This window comes from Thalassospira profundimaris (genome assembly GCF_003326755.1).
GTDB lineage: Bacteria > Pseudomonadota > Alphaproteobacteria > Rhodospirillales > Thalassospiraceae > Thalassospira > Thalassospira profundimaris_B.
Genome location: NZ_JPWH01000009.1, coordinates 60,078 through 78,329, shown reverse-complemented (window position 1 = coordinate 78,329; position 18,252 = coordinate 60,078). Strand labels below are relative to the sequence as shown.

General features: G+C 54.9%; 18 protein-coding genes. 11 read left to right on the top strand and 7 right to left on the bottom strand.

The features are described from left to right. The first annotated feature begins 227 nt into the window (after positions 1-227). Complete coding sequence (locus tag TH25_RS12055; RefSeq protein WP_114088769.1) at positions 228-1,019, top strand: MlaA family lipoprotein; 792 nt, start codon at positions 228-230, stop codon at positions 1,017-1,019. Further along, entirely contained in the window at positions 1,016-1,675 is a 660-nt protein-coding gene (locus TH25_RS12050) for an MlaC/ttg2D family ABC transporter substrate-binding protein (RefSeq protein ID WP_114088673.1), read from the top strand. Before TH25_RS12055 ends, TH25_RS12050 begins: the two co-directional genes overlap by 4 nt. A 432-nt stretch (positions 1,676-2,107) precedes the next feature. On the opposite strand, the gene TH25_RS24915 is transcribed toward TH25_RS12050, so the two are convergent. Next, positions 2,108-2,713, bottom strand: a complete 606-nt coding sequence (locus tag TH25_RS24915; protein WP_181847591.1) for a hypothetical protein — start codon at positions 2,711-2,713, stop codon at positions 2,108-2,110. 64 nt (positions 2,714-2,777) lie between these two features. On the opposite strand from TH25_RS24915, the gene TH25_RS12045 reads away from it, so the two are divergent. Continuing rightward, a complete protein-coding gene (locus TH25_RS12045; protein WP_220151405.1) occupies positions 2,778-4,370 on the top strand; it encodes an autotransporter family protein in 1,593 nt (530 codons plus the stop codon). 111 nt (positions 4,371-4,481) lie between these two features. Here the strand turns inward: TH25_RS12045 and TH25_RS12040 are convergent, their stop codons facing one another. Next, positions 4,482-4,958: an HD domain-containing protein gene (locus TH25_RS12040; RefSeq protein WP_220151404.1), complete on the bottom strand. Its 477-nt coding sequence runs from the start codon at positions 4,956-4,958 to the stop codon at positions 4,482-4,484. A gap of 132 nt (positions 4,959-5,090) precedes the next feature. Further along, a complete protein-coding gene (ettA, locus tag TH25_RS12035) occupies positions 5,091-6,773 on the bottom strand; it encodes an energy-dependent translational throttle protein EttA (protein WP_114088671.1) in 1,683 nt (560 codons plus the stop codon). Between the two features lie 546 nt (positions 6,774-7,319). Between ettA and TH25_RS12030 the strand changes: the two genes are divergently transcribed. The 8 genes from TH25_RS12030 to modC all read left to right on the top strand — a co-directional run bounded on the left by TH25_RS12030 (position 7,320) and on the right by modC (position 15,525). Then, positions 7,320-7,580, top strand: a complete 261-nt coding sequence (locus TH25_RS12030) for a DUF4212 domain-containing protein (protein ID WP_114088670.1) — start codon at positions 7,320-7,322, stop codon at positions 7,578-7,580. Between the two features lie 35 nt (positions 7,581-7,615). Beyond that, entirely contained in the window at positions 7,616-9,382 is a 1,767-nt protein-coding gene (locus tag TH25_RS12025) for a sodium:solute symporter family protein (protein WP_114088669.1), read from the top strand. A gap of 157 nt (positions 9,383-9,539) precedes the next feature. Further along, positions 9,540-11,414, top strand: coding sequence for a putative nucleotidyltransferase substrate binding domain-containing protein (locus TH25_RS12020; protein ID WP_114088668.1), 1,875 nt, complete (start codon positions 9,540-9,542; stop codon positions 11,412-11,414). A gap of 43 nt (positions 11,415-11,457) precedes the next feature. After that, the gene (locus tag TH25_RS12015) at positions 11,458-12,147 is read left to right on the top strand and encodes an exonuclease domain-containing protein (protein ID WP_114088667.1); all 690 of its coding nucleotides are present in this window, start codon (positions 11,458-11,460) and stop codon (positions 12,145-12,147) included. A 54-nt stretch (positions 12,148-12,201) separates the two neighbouring features. Next, complete coding sequence (locus tag TH25_RS12010; RefSeq protein WP_181847586.1) at positions 12,202-12,723, top strand: hypothetical protein; 522 nt, start codon at positions 12,202-12,204, stop codon at positions 12,721-12,723. Between the two features lie 126 nt (positions 12,724-12,849). Beyond that, positions 12,850-13,635 (top strand): molybdate ABC transporter substrate-binding protein, encoded by a 786-nt coding sequence (modA, locus tag TH25_RS12005; RefSeq protein WP_114088666.1) that lies wholly within the window; start codon positions 12,850-12,852, stop codon positions 13,633-13,635. 40 nt (positions 13,636-13,675) lie between these two features. Beyond that, positions 13,676-14,377: a molybdate ABC transporter permease subunit gene (modB, locus tag TH25_RS12000; RefSeq protein ID WP_114088665.1), complete on the top strand. Its 702-nt coding sequence runs from the start codon at positions 13,676-13,678 to the stop codon at positions 14,375-14,377. Then, the gene (gene modC / locus TH25_RS11995) at positions 14,374-15,525 is read left to right on the top strand and encodes a molybdenum ABC transporter ATP-binding protein (RefSeq protein ID WP_114088664.1); all 1,152 of its coding nucleotides are present in this window, start codon (positions 14,374-14,376) and stop codon (positions 15,523-15,525) included. Before modB ends, modC begins: the two co-directional genes overlap by 4 nt. A gap of 10 nt (positions 15,526-15,535) precedes the next feature. Here modC and TH25_RS11990 read toward each other — a convergent pair whose 3' ends face one another. From TH25_RS11990 to TH25_RS11975, 4 genes are all read right to left on the bottom strand, one after another. Continuing rightward, positions 15,536-15,961, bottom strand: a complete 426-nt coding sequence (locus TH25_RS11990; protein ID WP_114088663.1) for a winged helix-turn-helix domain-containing protein — start codon at positions 15,959-15,961, stop codon at positions 15,536-15,538. Positions 15,962-16,041: 80 nt separating this feature from the next. Continuing rightward, positions 16,042-16,989, bottom strand: coding sequence for a 2-hydroxyacid dehydrogenase (locus TH25_RS11985; protein WP_114088662.1), 948 nt, complete (start codon positions 16,987-16,989; stop codon positions 16,042-16,044). 219 nt (positions 16,990-17,208) lie between these two features. Further along, positions 17,209-17,529 carry a hypothetical protein gene (locus TH25_RS11980; protein WP_114088661.1) on the bottom strand — a complete coding sequence of 107 codons (321 nt, stop codon included), beginning with the start codon at positions 17,527-17,529 and terminating at the stop codon, positions 17,209-17,211. Between the two features lie 14 nt (positions 17,530-17,543). After that, on the bottom strand, positions 17,544-18,239 hold the full coding sequence (locus TH25_RS11975) for an orotate phosphoribosyltransferase (RefSeq protein WP_114088660.1): 696 nt from the start codon (positions 18,237-18,239) through the stop codon (positions 17,544-17,546). Positions 18,240-18,252: the final 13 nt, after the last annotated feature.

The window sequence follows — 18,252 nt, the reverse complement described above, 5'->3', positions numbered from 1 at the left end:
GTGACTTAATTACCACAGCCATGAGGATAGTCTCCTTATCTCTCTTTTGCTGACTGGCATTTAAAACCTTCATATGCTAACCACATGATATACGGGGCATATGCGGTATCGCAGGATGCAGGTTTGATGACCGGCGGGGTTCCAATACCAGCAATCCGGTTTAAATCTGTATCCGGGGATACAGTCGGGGACCTTGAAAATGGATTTGTAAACCGTTGGCGAAAAAAATGAATCTGAAAAATATACGGGCACTTTGTGTTGGGGCGTCTCTGTCCGTTTTGGCAGCCTGTGCATCGACTCAGCCGGCACAGGACCAAACCGATTTTGATCCGATCGAACCTGTGAATCGGGTGGTGCACAATGTAAATGGTGCTGTCGATTTCCTGATCCTGTATCCGGCGGCCATGTGGTATGGCGATATTGCACCACAGCCGGTGAAAAATTCGGTCAGAAGCTTTGCCAATAACCTTGGCGAACCGATTAACGCAATCAATGCCCTGTTCCAGGGCGATCCTGATCAGGCAGCAGCGTCGTTCCAGCGTTTTATTGTCAACTCCACCATTGGTCTGCTGGGCTTTAACGACGTCGCAACCGAATTTGGCATTCCCTATCGCGACGAAGATTTCGGCCAGACTCTGGGGCATTACGGGGTCGGTGCGGGTCCTTATATCGTATTGCCGCTATTTGGTCCGTCCAACCTGCGCGATACGACGGGCATGGTCACTGACTATCTGATGAATCCGTTCACATATGGCGCGGATAACAGCGACAAGGTCGCTGCGGCCTATTACGGGGGAACAGTTGCCGGTGCGGTTGACTTTCGCTACCGCAACAATGACAACCTTGAACAGCTCAAACAAACGTCGCTGGATTACTATGCGGCATTGCGCAGCCTTTACCGGCAGCACCGCAACAGTGTCATCCGCAATGGTGGCCCGGTCATGAATGACGGCCAAAATAATGCCATGAATGCTTCGTTTGATTTCGACGATCAAGATGCCCCGGCAGGAGACAAATGAAACACATACATGGACGCTTTTTGATTGCCGGTCTGATGATGGCCTCGGCAGGTGTTGCCATTCCCTTCGGCCAGGGTGCCGTGGCGGCAACACATACTGCTGGCCCGCAGCAGGTTAAGGAAATTGCCGCAGCCCAAAATCCCAGCGATTTTATCCGCTCGCTGGGTGACGAGGCCATTTCCGAACTGGCTGGCAAAAAAATTGACGATAACGACCGCAAGGAACGCTTTGTCAATTTGATGGACAAATATTTCAAAATGGACCAGGTGGCCCGTTTTGTTCTCGGGCGTTACTGGCGCAGCCTTTCAGACCAGGAACTGGCCAATTTTGCCGATCTGCTCCAGAAATATCTCGCGCTCAACTATGCCAGCAAATTCAAGGATTTTGATGGCGAAAAGTTTGTTGTTGGCGATTACACCGAAAACAACAAAGACATTTTTGTCAATTCCCAGGTCATCCGCCCGGACGGACCGCCTGTCAAAATCGTTTGGCGCCTGCGGGAATTTGACGGCAATTTGCGCATCATCGATGTCACCATCGAAGGTATTAGCATGGGGATCACCCAGCGCGACGAATTCGCGTCCGTGATCCAGAACAATGGCGGCAAGGTTCAGGCCCTGACCGACATGCTGAAACAAAAAATCGGCGAGAACTGATCTCCGAGGGCGTCCTGTGGCGTCAAGAAAATCATCTTGCCAATTCACCAAAAGGTCCGCCGGTTTATGCCTGCGGGCCTTTATTTTTGGCACGGCCAATTAAAGCAATTTGTCTTAATTGGCACCATTATGCCCGTTCCTGGCGTAGCATTTTGTGCCAAACAGGGCATCAAAATAGTCCTCGCCTGTACCCCAGTCCCCTGCTCCGCAGCTTTCCTCTTCCGTCAAGTTTCAAGACTGCAAAACAGCGTTTAAAAGACTGATTTGTCAGAAAATGTCAGATTCTATTATTATAGTATAAAAACCAAACTTCTGATATTTATACGATCAATCTACTACCAAAACGCTAGAAAGCATCAGGCTGCACGCGCCAAGTGGAATTTCGCGTTGAATTTTACAATCAGGTCGTTCGGCTGTTTAAGGCGTTTTATGCTACATATGGGGATATAGCATGATCCACAAACGCTTACTACTCGGTGCCTCGGTGCTTGCCTTAAATCTGGCACCGTCAATCGTGCCATCTGCGCAAGCAGCTAGCTGCTTGTCCACATCAGGGGGGACAGTTCTCGCCAACTTGGATTGTGTCAATTGGACAGGAGGCGATCTTATTGTCAATAGCGGGGTTACCCTATCAGGTGCCAGCAACCCCGGCGTGTCCATATCCGGCGCGTCAGCCGGATTACTCGCCAATAACGGAACGATAGCGGCCTCTGGCGCAACCGTTTTTTCGGCAGTATCGGTTGGCCCTAACGCCACTATCACAGGAATCACCAACGGATCGACCGGACTGATTTCCAGTGGGTCAACAGGCATATCGGCCAGTAGCGCGTCTATTGGTACAATCACCAATAATGGTACCATCAGGGCTGGTTCTGCTGGCGTTTCCCTCAACGGCACCGCAAATGTAAGTAACATCAACAACACTGGAACGATTGTTGCGCCCACTGCGATATCGACCAACACAAACGCAAGCTTAGGTGCTATCACCAATAGCGGCACGATTGCAGGTAACATCAGCAATAACGGCACGACTGGCATGACCATTTCGGGCGGTGATTCGTCATCCTCCTATGGGCTGTTTACCGGAGAGTCAGGTGGCTCCGTGAGCAGCAATGTAGGATCAATCAGCCATAACAATGCCGATCTGACATTCAATAGTGGCTTTATTTGGCTGAATAACAATGTGAACGTCACCGGCCACAAGGTTCAGGTCAATAACGCGACGATCAAACTGTCCAATAGCATTTCGATCACCGGCGACTATACCCAAACCGGCGGCGGGCTGGTGTCCTCCATCACTAGCGGCAGCCATGGTGCCCTTGATGTTTCCGGCCAGGCCAATATCAGCAATACCACACTGGTGCTTCAGGGCAGTAACCTGCAAGTTGGTGATACCTACACGATTGTTAGCGTTGGTGATGAAAGTGGCGATACCAGCATCACATCTATTTCGGTTACAGGTACCAACGGGCTGACCGCGACAACGACCGAGAATAATGGCGGTAATCTGGTCGTAAAACTGACTGCTGATTCCAGCGGATCAGGCAAATATAGCCCGGTCGGGCAAGCCACGGGCGGGGTTGCATCCTCGCTGGGCAGTGTGCTTGACAAACTGAACGGTGAAACCACGCCTCAGGCGCAGGCCTTCCAAAGCAATGTTCTTGCCGTGATTGACAGCCTGCCCACCGAACAGCAAAAGGGGGCCGCGATCAAGCAGTTGGCCCCGGCCAATGCCGCCAACACCCTGCAAATGTCGGCCCAGGCAACCTCGATTGTGCTGGGTGCGGTGGATGCCCACCAGCAACTGGTGATGGGCGGCGATGGCGGGGCCTATGCCGGGACGGGCAAGGCTGCCGGGAATGACACCGCACATAGTGCGCTTTGGGGCCAGTTCCTGGGTGGATCATCCCATTTGGCGGGAAGTTCGGACAATGATGGCTTTACCAGCAAAAGTTTCGGCCTGACATCGGGCTTTGACCATTTGATCACCCCGAACCTGCTGGGCGGTGTCGCGCTGAGCTGGCTGCGATCCTGGACCGATGGCAGCAACGATTCCAGCGGCTCAACCCAGCGTCTGGACAGTTACCAACTGACCGCCTACAGCACCTATCGGCTGGGACGTTTGGCCCTTGATGGACAGGCCGGAATGGGCTGGAACCATTTTGACCAGAAGCGCAATGTTTCTTTCCTTGGCCAGACCGCCAGTGCCGATTATGACGGCCAGCAATATATGGCGCGCGCCCGGGCCGGGTATGATTTTTCCGTCGGCGCCAATACCACCCTTACGCCCTTTGCCAGCCTGCGCTGGATCCATGCCCGCAACGAGTCCTATGACGAAACCGGGGCCGGATCGGCCAATCTGTCGGTTGATGCGCAAAACAGCGATGTTGTGACCCAGGAACTTGGCACACGCGCACAATGGCAGTTTGATACCGCCTATGGCATGCTGACCCCGGAAATTTCGGCAGCATGGGTGCATGACTATACCGATAGCGCCCAGACATCGACCGGGCAAATCGGTGGTGCTGCCTATTCGGTTGAAACCGAAGGCCTGCCGTCCGACGGCGTGCATATCGGTGCTGCCCTGTCGCTGGCCGCAACGGACAGCACGGATATTCGACTGGAATATGATGGTGAATTACGCCCCGGCTATCAAAGCCAGACGGCAACCCTGAAGGCGAGCTGGAATTTCTAAAACAGGCAGGCATTAACCTGAAATATCCTGATCAAACGGCGGTTCAGACGGACCGCCGTTTTCTTTTACCCGGCAACACCGGGCACATCAGCCATCGGGGGAAAGGGTGCTTTATGTTTGCGAGCCTGTATGGATAACCGCGCCGGTTAAAAACGCCATTGCCCGCGCATATTTTTCCGCAAGACGCTTGGCATCCTCAGGATTTACCGCGCACAAATCGTCAAGCTTCGCCATATTGTGCTGCATATCGGCCAGCTTCACGATACGGGCCAGGGCGTTGTGCTGCAAACGGGGCAGGTAATCGTCAAAATAGTCTTCGCCCGCCCGCCGCGTCATGCCTTCCACGCCCTCGCGAATGGTCTGCCCGAAGGTTTCTTCAATTTCGGCCAGTGTAACGGGTGTATCCTCGACAATATCATGTAGCCAGGCAACGATTTCGGCCTCATGCCCATGCAGACTGGCCCTTTGTGCCACATCGCTTACATGGTCAATATAGGGACGGCCCAGCTTATCCACCTGGCCTGCGTGAAACCGTTGCGCCCAGTCCCGGGCACGTTCAAGCTGTCTATCATCTGAAACGATTTGCACCCAAAACCTGCCAGTCATCATAACCAGAATGACCTCATGGCGTAAAAAAATGGCAAATGCCGGGCAGCAAAAAGGGCCACCCGGAAACCCCGGATGGCCCTGATCTGATCACAGCAGCGATGAACGCCCTTATTAACCGCGGGTCAGCGGTTTGTATTTGATGCGGTGCGGGCGGGTGGCCTCTTCACCGTAACGGCGTTTGTAATCGGCTTCATATTCCTGATAGTTGCCTTCAAACCATTCGACATGCGAATTGCCTTCATAGGCCAGGATGTGGGTGGCGATACGGTCAAGGAAGAAACGATCGTGCGAGATAACCACAGCACAACCGGCAAATTCCAGCAGACCTTCTTCAAGGGCACGCAATGTATCAACGTCAAGATCGTTGGTCGGTTCGTCAAGCAGCAGAACGTTTGCGCCCGATTTCAGCATCTTGGCAAGGTGGACGCGGTTACGCTCGCCACCTGAAAGCTGACCGACTTTTTTCTGCTGGTCGGCCCCTTTGAAGGCGAACTGCGACACATAGGCGCGCGAGCTCATCGGACGTTTGCCCAGAAGGATCTCGTCGAGGCCATCGGACACTTCCTGCCAGACGGTCTTATTCGGATCAAGCGAGTCACGCGACTGATCAACATAGCCCATCTTGACGGTCTCACCGACCTTAAGCGTTCCGGCATCCGGGGTTTCGGCACCGGTCAGCATTTTGAACAGCGTGGTTTTACCCGCCCCGTTCGGACCGATCACACCCACGATACCCCCGGGCGGCAGGCGGAAATCAAGGTTTTCAAACAGAAGTTTGTCATCAAATGCCTTGGTCAGGCCTTCGGCGGTGATCACTTCATTGCCCAGACGCTCGGACACCGGAATAACGATCTTGGTCGAATCCGGCACGGCCTTTGCGGCTTCTGCAACAAGATCATCATAGGCACGAACACGGGCCTTGGATTTCGCCTGACGGCCTTTCGGGTTCTGACGAATCCAGTCCAGTTCCGAAGCCAGCTGCTTTTGACGGTTGCCTTCCTGACGGGCTTCCTGCGCCAGACGCTTCTGTTTCTGTTCAAGCCAGGATGAATAGTTGCCCTCATACGGGATGCCCTGACCACGGTCGAGCTCAAGGATCCAGCCGGTCACGTTATCGAGGAAGTAACGATCGTGAGTAACCAGAATAACAGTGCCCTGATAGTCCTCGAGGTGGCGTTCAAGCCAGGCAACGGATTCAGCGTCAAGATGGTTGGTCGGTTCGTCAAGCAGCAGAATGTCCGGCTTGGCCAGAAGCAGACGGCAAAGTGCGACGCGGCGACGTTCACCACCTGAAAGCTTGGTCACGTCGGCATCTTTGGGCGGGCAACGCAGGGCATCCATCGCAATTTCCAGCGTCCGCTCCAGATCCCAGCCATTGGCGGCATCAATGCGTTCCTGAAGTTCGCCCTGCTCGGCCAGCAGATCGTTCATTTCATCGTCGGTCATCGGTTCGGCGAATTTGGCACTGATGTCGTTGAAACGCGCCAGATCGTCAACGATCTGCCCGCACCCTTCCATCACGTTGCCCAAAACGTCTTTTGCCGGGTCCAGTTGCGGTTCCTGTTCAAGGTAGCCGACATTCACACCCTCTGCCGGCCATGCTTCACCGGCGTAATCCTTTTCGATGCCCGCCATGATTTTAAGCAGCGTCGATTTACCGGCACCGTTATTCCCGAGAACACCGATTTTAACGCCCGGCAGGAAGGACAGCGTAATGCCCTTGAAAAGTTCGCGACCACCCGGAAGGATCTTGGTCAGGTCCTTCATGACGTAGATATACTGATAGGATGCCATTAAATTCCCCATCCAAAATGAACCGCGCCCCATAATTGCGGGGCAAATATTGTGCGCCGTTTGTAACCGAGCTGCCCCTTACAAACAACGGCAAAGAACCAAAACCGGCAATTTCCCCCCGATAACGGCCATGATGCGATGTGCAGCCGCATTTCAGGGATCGGCAGGGATCGGGGACAATCGCGGTTCCATCTGATCTGGCATGAATGGCCCGATGTGCAACCACACGCGACGAAAAAGCCTGCAAGGGGCGTCTGGCGGCACTGACCTTGCACGACTTTAGTCGAATCCCGCCCTGTTGCAAGCCACCATACGCTCACGCAACCATCTGTTTAAAAACAACTTTCTCGAATGAAGCCTATTATCCCTCCAAGTCATTCGACTAAGGGTTAGTTCCTGATCAGCACATAAAGCTGGTAGGAAAACAGGATGGTGCAGCGTGCAACCTGCGCGATCAGGCACTGCATTTTTAAAAGTCCGGGTGATCAATAACAATATTACCCAACCCGGCACGGGACGGTTCATATCCGAGGAAGGAGACGCGCAATGGAAGAAAAATCCGGCGCTGAATACTGGAGACGCAACGTCAAACTGGTGCTGACCCTGCTGGTCATCTGGTTTGCGGTCTCATATGGCTGCGGCATTCTGTTTGTCGATGCCCTCAATACGATTTCGATTGCCGGTTTCCAGCTTGGTTTCTGGTTTGCCCAGCAAGGGTCGATCTATGTCTTTGTGGCCCTGATCTTCGTTTATGTCTGGCAGATGAACAAGCTGGACCGTGAATTCAACGTCCGGGAAGACGAATAGGCCCACGCAGGCCATTTGTATTGGGGAGCATTTACATGGATCTTACGACCCTTACATATATTGCCGTGGGCTTGAGCTTCGCGCTTTATATCGGTATTGCCATTTGGGCAAAGGCCAGCACGACTGGCGAATTTTACGTGGCCGGTTCCGGGGTGAACCCGGTTGTCAACGGCATGGCAACGGCGGCGGACTGGATGTCGGCGGCATCGTTCATTTCGATGGCCGGTCTGATTGCGTTTCTGGGCTATGGCGGTTCGGTTTACCTCATGGGCTGGACCGGCGGGTATTGCCTGCTGGCGATGTTGCTCGCACCCTATTTGCGCAAATATGGCAAATTTACCGTGCCGGAATTCATCGGCGACCGTTTCTATTCCAGAACCGCCCGTATCGTTGCGGTGATTTGCCTGATCTTCATTTCCTTTACCTATGTCGCGGGCCAGATGCGCGGTGTTGGCATTGTGTTTTCGCGCTTCCTGGAAGTTGACCTTCTGACCGGCCTGATTGTTGGCATGGGCATTGTGTTTGTTTATGCCGTGCTGGGCGGCATGAAGGGTGTGACCTACACCCAGGTGGCACAATATTGCGTGCTAATTGTGGCCTATACTGTCCCGGCGATTTTCATTGCCTTTCAGTTGACCGGCAATCCGATCCCGCAGCTTGCCTTTGGGTCCACGGTAAATGGCACCGGCGAATATATGCTGGATCGCCTGAACCAGGTTGTGACCGAACTGGGTTTCCTGGAATATACCACCACCAGCAAATCCACGATCGACATCTTCGCCATTACCCTGGCGCTGATGGTCGGCACGGCGGGCTTGCCGCACGTTATCGTGCGGTTCTTTACCGTACCAAAGGTGCGTGATGCCCGCTCGTCTGCCGGTTGGGCACTGGTTTTTATTGCCATTCTTTACACCACCGCCCCGGCCGTGGGTGCAATGGCCCGCCTGAACCTTACCGAAACGGTGCAAACCGGCCCGGTGGGATCTCCCGATGGCAACCTGGTATTTGAAGACCGCCCGGAATGGATGAAACGCTGGGAAAGCACCGGCCTTCTGGCCTTTGACGACAAAAACGGCGATGGCCGCATCCAGTATTACAACGATGCCAATGCCGCCTTTGCCGCCAAGGCCGAACAATATGGCTGGAAAGGCAACGAGTTGAAGGTCGACAACGACATTATGGTGCTGGCCAACCCGGAAATTGCCCAGCTTCCCAACTGGGTGATCGCCCTGGTGGCGGCCGGTGGTATTGCCGCGGCCCTGTCAACGGCGGCGGGCCTGCTTCTGGTGATTTCATCAAGTATCTCGCATGACCTTTTGAAAGGTACTTTCACACCGGATATGACCGAAAAGCAGGAACTGATGACGGGCCGTATTGCTGCTGCTGTTGCCATCGGCATTGCCGGGTATCTGGGTTATAACCCGCCGGGCTTTGTTGCACAGGTGGTGGCCTTTGCCTTTGGTCTGGCCGCGGCATCACTGTTCCCGGTCATTATCATGGGGATTTTCTCCAAGAAGGTGAACCGTGAAGGCGCCATTGCCGGGATGCTGACCGGGCTTGTTTTCACGATGAGCTATATCATCACCTACAAGGGTGTTTTCATTACCCCGCTGATTGCCAATACCGCCGATAACTGGCTGTTTGGCATTTCACCGGAAGGTATTGGTGCGGTTGGTATGTTGCTGAATTTCATTGTGGCCTTTGCCGTTTCCAAAATAACGGCAGAACCCCCACTGCATATTCAGGACATGGTTGAACAGATCCGTATCCCCAAAGGGGCCGGGGCTGCCGTTGACCATTAAAACCGGCAATATCCATTCAGGTTGAAAAAATATCAGCCAAAATGAACAGGACCCCCGCGATGTCAAAGACATGCGGGGGTCTTTGCGTTAGGGTGAATGCCCGGAAGATGACACACCTTCCGGCAACCTGCCCGATCCTTTGCAACCGGGGAATAACATGAGCCTAGAGTTAAAAGACATTCGCGATTTTTTAGCCGCCCATCACCCGTTTGACCTGCTGCCGGGTAGCGCGCTGGACAAAATCCCGGCGCGCCTGACGGCACGGTATTTCCGCAAGGGGTCGGTCATTTTACAACCCGATATTACCTGCCTGCATTTGCACATTGTGCGTACCGGTGCGGTTGAAACCCAATCGCCAGACGGCCAGTTGCTCGCCCGCCTGTCCGAAGGGGAATGTTTTGGCGTGCGCGCCATGTTTCGCGGCGGCAAGGCGGCCAACCGCATTACCGCGATTGAAGACACCCTGGTGTACCAACTGCCCGAAAGCGATTTTCACGACCTGGCCCGCCAGCACCCGCAATTTGCCTATTTCTTTGAATTGATGGGCGGGGCACGCCTGCGCGGCGGTATGCAAATGGCCGAAGCCCGCGACGAAGACCAGCTCAAACTGATGAGCCTTCAGGTCAAAAACCTGATTGGCCGTGATGTGGTCAGCCTGCCGCAAAGCGCAACGCTGCTGGAAACCGGGCAGCATATGAGCAAGGAACGGGTTTCCTGCCTGTTGCTGACGGACGAAGCGGGCAAAATTGCCGGAATTGTTACGGACCGCGACCTGCGCAACCGCGTGGTGGCACAGGGGCTGGATTACGCAACACCCGTATCTGCCGTGATGACACCCAACCCCATCTCGATTGCGCCCGACGCCTATGCCTTTGATGCCCTGCTGACCATGACACGCCACAACATCCGCCATTTGCCGGTGGTGGCCCCGGGGGCGGATACGCCGGTTGGCGTTATTACCACCACCAACCTGTTGATGCGTCAGTCGCTGTCGGCGGTTTATATGGCCGGTCAAATCAGCAAAATGGACAACCCTGCCGATATGGCCGGTGTGATTGCGCAAATTCCCGAACTGCTGCGCCAGTTGATTGATGCCGGGGCCACATCGCAAAATGCCGGACATATCGTGACCACGCTGGCCGATACCGTGACCTCGCGGTTACTGGAACTGGGCGAACAGAAATTTGGTCCCCCGCCCGTGCCCTATGTGTGGCTGGCAGGTGGCTCGCAGGGGCGGCAGGAACAAACCGCCATTTCAGACCAGGATAACTGCCTGATGCTGGATGATACCTATGACCCTGCCCTGCATGGTGACTATTTCCGCAATCTGGCGGAATTCGTCTGTGATGGTTTAAACGAGGCCGGTTACGTTTACTGCCCCGGCGAGATGATGGCGAAAACCGAAAAATGGCGCCAGCCCGTCGCAACATGGCAACGGTATTTCACCACCTGGATCCAAAGCCCGGAACCCAAGGCCTTAATGCTGTGTTCGGTCTGGTTTGACCTGCGGCCGATTTACGGCAAAACCGATCTTTACGCGCAATTGCACCGCGAAATTCTAAGGCTGGCATCGGGTAACCGGATTTTCCTGGCCTTTATGGTCGGCAATGCGCAAAGCCATCAGGTGCCGTTGGGGTTTTTCCGCAATTTCGTCATGATCCGGGGAGGCGAGCATGACCGCACCCTGGATATGAAACATAGTGGCGTGGTGCCGATTGTTGATATTGCCCGCATTCACGCGCTGGGCAATGGCATTGCGGCGGTGAATACCACTGCCCGCCTGCAGGCTGCCCTGCATACCAGTTCGATCAGCGCGCAGGGTGCGCGCGATTTGATGGATGCCTATGAGTTCATCAGCATTACCCGCTTAAAACACCAGGTCGCGCAAATCCGCGATGGTCAACGGCCGGACAACTTTTTACATCCCGAGAGCCTTTCCGCCTTCGAGCGAAGCCACCTCAAGGATGCGTTTAACGTGATCAAAACACTGCAATCCGCACTTGAAAGCAGCTTTGGCAAAAGCGGCACCTGACAGGCACGGCACATTTGAGCGACATAGCAATGCAGGATAGAATATGGGTCTTCAGGAAAAACTAAAGGACAGCCAGTTTTACCGGCGCTGGAACCGCAACCGTGCCAGGGGCCCGCTGGCGCAATTTTACGACATTCCGCCGGTTGACCCGGAAAAACCGGTTTCCGATGTGGAATTTGTCGCGGTTGACCTGGAAACCACCGGCCTTCATCCGAAAAAGGATGCCATTATCAGCATCGGCTGGGTGGTGGTGCGTAATCGCGGGGTGGATTTATCCAGTGCATATCACACGCTGGTGCGCCCCAACCGGGACGTGCGCGAAAGTTCGGCTGTTGTGCACGGGATTCTTGATAGTCATCTGGAAAATGCGCCCGATATCGATGAGATCCTGCGTCAGCTTTTGCCGATACTGGCCGGGCGGGTTTTGCTGGCACATCATGCCCCGATTGAACTGGGATTTTTAGGAAGAGCGTGCAAAAGGCTTTATGGGGCCTCGCTGCAAATGCCAACTGTGGATACGCTGGTTTTGGGTCTGCGCGATATTCACCGCCAGGGCACGCCGCTCAAAAGCGGGGCGCTAAAACTGCAAAACCTGCGCAAGGCCCATAATTTACCGCCCTATCGGGCCCACAATGCCCTAACCGACGCCATTGCCACGGCCGAACTTTTTTTGGCCCAGATCGACAAGCGTGATCCGAAAGGCGAACTTGAGCTGGATCGTGTCCTGCGCTAAGTCATTTACAGCATTTACGCGCGCAAGCGACCGCAACCGCAGGAACCACAGACCATGTTTGTCTTTATTTTTACCACCATCGTGGTCGGCTTTGCCTGCGCTGGCATTGTTATGCTCGGATTTCGGCTGACCGGGCGCAAGGCCCCGAAATATCTGATCCCGCTCACCGCCGCCCTTGGCATGTTTGGCTATATGATCTGGGATGATTATAGCTGGTTTGGGCGCATATCGGCCCGCCTGCCCGATAATGTCATTGTCACCGAAACACTTACCGCCAACACGCCCTATAAACCCTGGACGCTGATCAGCCCGCCCATAAATCGCTTTACCGCGATAGATGCCGGTAAAAATGTTCCCAACCCGCAGAATCCGGCGCAAAAGCAAATCACCACCGTGTATTTGCAAAAGGGCCATCCGGCGATGGCAACAACCCGGCTGATTGACTGTGACAGCAAGCAGGCCGGTTTCATTACGCCCGCGACAAACCTTGATGATAACGGCTTTCCGCAGGGTGACATTAAAATGGATCCGCTGGCAAATAATGACCCGGCCCTGACGGCTGCCTGCCAGAATTAAAACGCGCTGCCCCGTTCCATCCCTACCTGCCCGGTTCGCACCCCGCATAACGCAATGGTTGCTTGACCTATCGCTATATCCAATGAAATATAGCGATAGGTGATTTAGTGATAACCGGAGCCCCCTATGTTCAGCCCTTTGCCCCGCCCCCTGCTGTGCCTGGCAGCAGGAATTGGTCTTTTCATGATGCCCGCCTTTGCCCAAGCCAGGGACATCACCGTTTTTGCCGCTGCCAGCCTGACAGACGCGATGGGTGATGTTGCCAAAGCCTATGAACAACAAAACCCGGACGATAATGTGCGCCTGTCATTTGCCAGTTCATCCACCCTGGCACGCCAGATTGCGGCGGGCGGCCCGGCAGAAATTTTTGTTTCCGCCAATGAAAAATGGATGGACTGGCTGTCAGAACAGGACCTGCTGGAGGCAGGCACCCGCCGCGACCTTTTGGGAAATTCACTGGTTTTGATTGCCCCGAAAGACAGCAAACTGAGCAATATAACGCTGGATACCAAAAGCGATTTGACCCGCCTGATTGGCAAGGATGACCGCATTGCAATGGGCGACCCGGACCATGTGCCAGCCGGTATTTACGGTAAACAGGCACTGGGAAAGCTCGGCATGTGGGAAAAAACCGAATCCCGCCTGGCACGCGCCGATAATGTTCGTGCCGCCCTTGCCCTGGTGGAACACGGCGAAAGCCCGCTTGGCATTGTTTATGGCACCGATGCCGCCATCAGCAAGGGCGTTAAAATCATTGCGACTTTCCCGGCAAACAGCCATCCTGCCATCACCTATCCGGTTGCGGTGATGAAGGATATGAAAAACCCGGCATCCACCCGCCTGCTGGATTTTTTAAAATCACCTGATGCACGCGCCATTTTCGGCCAATATGGTTTTACCCTGCCCCAATAATAACGACGACCCGATCAGCAAGTAACAGGCCCCCTCCCCCATGACGCTGTCGCCCGCCGAAATTGATGCCCTGCTGTTAAGCCTGAAAATTGCCGCTGTCGCCGTGGCAGGGGCCCTGCCCTTTGCCATCCTGGCGGCAAGCGCGCTGACATTCGGGCGATTTCCCGGCCGGTTTCTGCTTGATGCCATTGTGCATCTGCCGCTGATCCTGCCGCCAGTGGTGATGGGGTATTTGCTGCTGATCAGTTTTGGCACCCGTGCGCCGATTGGGGCATGGCTGCTTCATACATTTGATATTCGCCTGGTCTTTAGCTGGGGCGGGGCCGCCCTGGCGGCAGGTATTGTCAGCTTCCCCTTTCAGGTCCGTGCCATACGCATTGCGCTGGAAAATATGGATCCCGGCCTGCATCAGGCGGCCGAAACGCTGGGGGCCGGGCCGTTTGACCGGTTTATTAACATTACCCTGCCCCTGGCCCTGCCCGGCATCATTGCCGGGGCGATCACCGCCTTTAGTGCCAGTCTGGGCGAATTTGGCGCGATTATTACCTTTGTCTCGAACATTCCCGGCGAAACCCGCACCCTGCCGCTGGCAATTTATACCGCCATTCAAACACCGGGGGGCGAACTGGCGGCCGCACGGCTTGCCGCCCTGTCCATCGGGCTGGCCCTGTTCGGGCTGGTTATTTCGGAAATGGCCATGCGCGGCATCCGCCAGAAACTGACCGGGCAGGTCCGCCCATGAGCCTGAAGATTAACATTCGCCATCAAGCCGGAACCCTTGATTTACAGGCGCAGTTCAAGGTGGAACAACCGGGCATCACCGCCCTGTTTGGCCCCTCGGGCAGTGGTAAAACCACCCTGATTAATGCCATTGCCGGATTGATCAAGCCGGATTCCGGCACCCTTACCATTAATGACAGCACGGTTTTTGATAGCGCAACGAAAACCCATATGTCCCCGCGCAAGCGGCGGGTGGGATATGTGTTTCAGGATGCAAGGCTATTCCCCCATTTAACCGTGCGCAAAAACCTGTTTTTTGCCCATCGCCGTGCGACAAACCGGCTGCCGGAAAACCAGGTTGACGCCATCATTGCCATGCTGGGCATTGGCGATTTACTGTCCCGCCGCCCGGCGAAACTTTCGGGCGGGGAAAGGCAGCGTGTCTCGCTCGGACGGGCGCTGTTGGGCAACCCGGATATTTTGTTGCTTGACGAGCCGCTTTCCGCCCTTGATCAGGCCCGCAAGGAAGAAATCCTGCCCTATCTGGAGGCGCTGCGCGATCAGCGCCGCCTGCCAATTTTATATGTCAGCCATTCAATTGATGAAGTTGCCCGGCTGGCTGACCATATCGTGGTGATGGATAAGGGCCGCGTGCGCGCCAGCGGGTCGGTATTTGATATTCTGGCCCGCACCGACCTGGCCCCGCTAACCGGGCAGTTTGACGCCGGAGCGGTTATTCCGGCCACGGTAACAGGTCATGATCCAAAAGGCGGCATTTCCTATCTGGGCTGTGCCGGGCATCAATTGATTGTGCCGCTTTTACCTTCGGCGAACACTACGACCACCCACGCCAGCACCATCCCGCAACAAACCCGCCTGCATATTCGCGCGCGCGATGTGATGATCGCAACATCCATTCCCGACGGCATTAGCGCCAATAACATTTTACCCGCCACCATTGCCGCCCTGACCCCGGTTGGCACCGGCAATATCGAGGCCGCCCTTCACCTCGGCCATGCCGCCAAGGGCAGAATACTAACAACCCCGGTTATTCAGGCCCGCATCACCAACTGGTCGGCGCTACGCCTGTCACTGGAAGTTGGCCAGCAGGTTTATGCCGTAATCAAATCGGTTACGGTCGATGGCAAATTGCGCGATACGGATGCTTAAGGAAAAACAGTCAGGCTTCGTCTGTCTCCGAAAACTCAGCCAGATCACCCGTTACGGTTCCCGTTTCCGTTACAATCTCCGTTTCTGGTGCCAGACAGGCCGCAAGGTCGCTCAGATTTTCGGCCATTGCCGTTTTGGCCTGTTCCTCTGCGGCCTGATAGATGGCAACAATCTTTTCGCCCATTTGCGTCAGGGTCGCACCGCCATGCGCCTTGCCGCCAATGCGGGTTTCAATCACCGGGCTGGCGAAACTTTTATTTAGCTCGTCGATCAGCAACCAGGCCCGACGATAGGACATGCCCATCGTGCGCGCCGCCGCCGAGATTGATGCTTCCCGGGCCACTGCACGCAACAGATCAACCTTGCCATAGCCAAGGCGCACCCCGCCTGGCAGCTCAATTTTCAAACGGATTTTAAGGTCTTTGCCCTGTGTCATAGCGCCAGATTATCCAAACACCGGGATCCTGCCAAGGCAAACGGGCCGAATAACCGGCCCGCCACCTATCCTTCATGCCTTTAGTTCACTGGCGTTATCAGGGGCTTGCCAGCAAAAAACGCCACCAGATTATCGACAACAAGCTGCCCCATTGCGTTGCGTGTTTCCACGGTGCCGCTGGCATGGTGCGGATAAATCACGACATTTTCAAAATCGGCAAAGGACGGGTTCATATGCGGTTCGTTGTGAAAAACATCCAGCCCAGCCCCGGCAATAATACCATCGCGCAGTGCCGTGATCAGGGCGGGTTCATCCACCACGGTTCCACGCGCGATATTCACAACATACCCCGTCGGCCCCAGGGCACGCAGCACATTCATATCAATCAGGTTGCGGGTCGCCTCCCCGCCCGGGCAGGCCAGCACCAGCACATCGGCCCAACCGGCCAGTTTCAGCAAATCGTCAAAATAGGGATAGGGAACATCATCCTGCTGTGAACGGCCAAAATAACCCAGTCCCACCCCAAACGGTTCGGCCCGGCTGGCGATCGCCTTGCCAATACGCCCCAACCCGACAATGCCAACCTTTTTGCCGTGCAAGGTGGTGGTTAACGGCATGGCCCCGTTTTTTGACCAGTTGCCACTGCGCGCCCATTGGTCGCCAACCACAAGGCGGCGCAGGGTTGCCAGCATCAGCATGATGGCGGTATCAGCCACATCATCATTAAGCACATCGGGCGTATTGGTCACACGAATGCCGCGTTTGGTGCAGGCGGCAATATCGATGGAATCATATCCCACACCGAAACTGGTAATCACTTCCAGGTTCGGCAATTTATCCATCAATTCCACCGAAACACCCACCCCTGCCGTTGTCATCACCAGACGTACACTTTCCGCAACGCTGGCAATCAGGGCGTCACGGTCATCACTTTTGTCATAACGATGCAGGGTATATTCCTGCGCCAGTAGTTCCATTTGATGCGGCAGTGCTGGCGAAACAACAAGGACGTCGCGATTTTCAGACATGATTTCAATCTCCCGGGACGGCGGCCCTGCTGCCAAACGGCCCGAACCACCAGATGATGACGAATGTCATTCACAATGCCTGCAAGCCAACATGACATGCAATGGCCGAAGGCATTAAAACAGCAACATGCTTCCGACCGGGTAAAAAAAACTGCCGCCGGTAAAACAGGCGGCAGTCTGCCGGTCAGGGTCCGTTCATATGAAACAGGCGAAACGCCCTTACAGGGTTTCGGCGTTATAGGCCCGCGCGGTTTCATTGAGAATATTGAGCTTGTCGGCATCGCTGCCCTGTTCAAAGGCTTCGCGAAAGGCGCGACATAGCGCGACATAGCGTTTGGCCTGGTCTTCGGCGGTTTTGCGCGACAAGGGCTGGTCCCGATAGGCATCGATAAAGCGGTTGGCGATCATGCCCAGCAGCAAAAACGGGGCGGCATCGCCCGATTTTTCGGTAATGGCCGTTGCGGCAATGCGGCTGCATTCCTCATAGGCCTGAACGCCAAGGGCATCGCCCTGCATTACGGTGATCAATTTTTCATACATTTCGGTATCCCTTCTCAAAGCGTAATTTCGGTTGCGCCGCCATGCTGCCCCGACCATTGGGTCGGGTTGGTCAGAAAGGCTTCAACTTCATCCAGGGTTTTGGGGTCAAAATAATTCTGGGCCTTGCACACGGCCAGCACATCCCACCAGGTTGCCAGCCAGTGCAGTTCCAGCCCGTGTTCTTTCAGCTTTTCGCGGGTCTGCGGAAAGATGTCGTAATAAAATATCACCAGCGTATCGGTGACATTGGCACCCGCCCGTCGTAATGCCTCGCAGAAATTGATTTTACTGCCGCCATCGGTGGTCAAATCCTCGACAAGCAGTACATTTGCCCCCTCTATAATGTCCCCCTCGATTTGCGCATCACGGCCAAAACCCTTGGGCTTTTTGCGAACATATTGCATGGGCAGGGCCAATTTGTCGGCCAGCCAGGCAGCAAACGGAATACCTGCCGTTTCCCCGCCCGCAACGGCCTGGAATTTCTGAAAGCCTGCAGTGCGCAAAATTTGCGAGGCGGCAAAATCCATCAGGGTCATGCGAATACGCGGATAGGAAATCAGTTTACGGCAATCAATATAAACCGGACTGGCAAGACCCGAGGTAAAGGTAAATGGCTTATCGGCGCGAAAATGAACCGCTTCGATCTCAAGCAGCATCTTTGCCGTCATTTCGGCCATCAGGGCACGTTCGGGAAAGGCATTGGAAAACATCTCGGGTCCTCGT

What these genes read in the sequence shown, in the direction of transcription:
- TH25_RS12055 (WP_114088769.1), top strand. Translation starts at nt 228, where the DNA reads ATGAATCTGAAAAATATACGGGCACTTTGTGTTGGGGCGTCTCTGTCC.
- TH25_RS12050 (WP_114088673.1), top strand. Translation starts at nt 1,016, where the DNA reads ATGAAACACATACATGGACGCTTTTTGATTGCCGGTCTGATGATGGCC.
- TH25_RS24915 (WP_181847591.1), bottom strand. Translation starts at nt 2,713, where the DNA reads ATGCCAGTCGTGCCGTTATTGCTGATGTTACCTGCAATCGTGCCGCTA.
- ettA (WP_114088671.1), bottom strand. Translation starts at nt 6,773, where the DNA reads ATGGCATCCTATCAGTATATCTACGTCATGAAGGACCTGACCAAGATC.
- TH25_RS12030 (WP_114088670.1), top strand. Translation starts at nt 7,320, where the DNA reads ATGGAAGAAAAATCCGGCGCTGAATACTGGAGACGCAACGTCAAACTG.
- TH25_RS12025 (WP_114088669.1), top strand. Translation starts at nt 7,616, where the DNA reads ATGGATCTTACGACCCTTACATATATTGCCGTGGGCTTGAGCTTCGCG.
- TH25_RS12020 (WP_114088668.1), top strand. Translation starts at nt 9,540, where the DNA reads ATGAGCCTAGAGTTAAAAGACATTCGCGATTTTTTAGCCGCCCATCAC.
- TH25_RS12015 (WP_114088667.1), top strand. Translation starts at nt 11,458, where the DNA reads ATGGGTCTTCAGGAAAAACTAAAGGACAGCCAGTTTTACCGGCGCTGG.
- TH25_RS12010 (WP_181847586.1), top strand. Translation starts at nt 12,202, where the DNA reads ATGTTTGTCTTTATTTTTACCACCATCGTGGTCGGCTTTGCCTGCGCT.
- modA (WP_114088666.1), top strand. Translation starts at nt 12,850, where the DNA reads ATGTTCAGCCCTTTGCCCCGCCCCCTGCTGTGCCTGGCAGCAGGAATT.
- modB (WP_114088665.1), top strand. Translation starts at nt 13,676, where the DNA reads ATGACGCTGTCGCCCGCCGAAATTGATGCCCTGCTGTTAAGCCTGAAA.
- modC (WP_114088664.1), top strand. Translation starts at nt 14,374, where the DNA reads ATGAGCCTGAAGATTAACATTCGCCATCAAGCCGGAACCCTTGATTTA.
- TH25_RS11990 (WP_114088663.1), bottom strand. Translation starts at nt 15,961, where the DNA reads ATGACACAGGGCAAAGACCTTAAAATCCGTTTGAAAATTGAGCTGCCA.
- TH25_RS11985 (WP_114088662.1), bottom strand. Translation starts at nt 16,989, where the DNA reads ATGTCTGAAAATCGCGACGTCCTTGTTGTTTCGCCAGCACTGCCGCAT.
- TH25_RS11980 (WP_114088661.1), bottom strand. Translation starts at nt 17,529, where the DNA reads ATGTATGAAAAATTGATCACCGTAATGCAGGGCGATGCCCTTGGCGTT.
- TH25_RS11975 (WP_114088660.1), bottom strand. Translation starts at nt 18,239, where the DNA reads ATGTTTTCCAATGCCTTTCCCGAACGTGCCCTGATGGCCGAAATGACG.